This is a genomic window from Lysinibacillus sp. GbtcB16, from assembly GCF_019091145.1.
Classification (GTDB): Bacteria; Bacillota; Bacilli; order Bacillales_A; family Planococcaceae; genus Lysinibacillus; species Lysinibacillus fusiformis.
Map to the genome: position 1 here is coordinate 1 of NZ_JAGXJV010000075.1, position 808 is coordinate 808.

Annotated in this window: 1 pseudogene; it reads right to left on the reverse strand. The window is 32.3% G+C overall.

What is annotated here, in order from left to right:
* Positions 1-199 precede the first annotated feature (199 nt).
* Positions 200-442 (reverse strand): annotated as a pseudogene (locus KVT27_RS26835) (Gp49 family protein); the annotation flags it as partial.
* Positions 443-808 lie beyond the last annotated feature (366 nt).

An 808-nucleotide genomic window follows, 5' to 3' on the forward strand; every position in this document is an offset into this window, starting at 1 on the left:
ATTTAATAATGATTTCTTGCAACATTTTCTTTAATTTTTCATTTGGAACTAATTCAGGAACAATATCTACAACCTGTTTATCTGCTGTAGAAATTAAATATGAAGTAACAACTGTTAATCCCTCTAAAACTTCTAGTGCATCTTTAAATAACTCTGTATCTGTTACTGAAACATTTATACTTAGTCCTGCTGCCCTACTTTGTAGTTTGTATCCTTCTAATTCCCAAATTTTATTTTTAATTCGCTGCAAACAGATTTCTTTACCTATTGCCTCATTATAGTTAGCAGGATCTACACATGCAGAATGTTCAACAATGATAAAGCCATTAGGTAACTCTGCTGTTACTACAGTACATTTATCTAGAATCGTATTTACAGTTATATTAGAATTTGAAATAATATCTTCTACTTGTTCAGGCGTTACTGTTACTTTACTTCCCATTAACAATCCCTCGTTTCTAATAATGCTTATTGTGTACTTTTTACATAACAAAGAAAAAAAGCCCTATTGCAATTAAGTAACTGGGCTTTTTACAAATTGGAGGACATTTTTTAATTTATATCAGGATCTAAATTCCGGACCCTTCTTTGAAACAACATGGTAGGCTTATATTGTTTCAAAGAAGAGCAGAAGCTCTCCTACTGACCGTTCAGACCAAACAATCTAGTTATTCTTATTACGTAAAATGAAATCAAGAGTCCTTTATAGGAGTGCAATATATAAAGGTAAAAGTTCTATGTATGAAGCAACGGGTGTCCCCAATCATTCACCATAGGTAACTGGTTTCGGCTTTCATATATAGGTGGC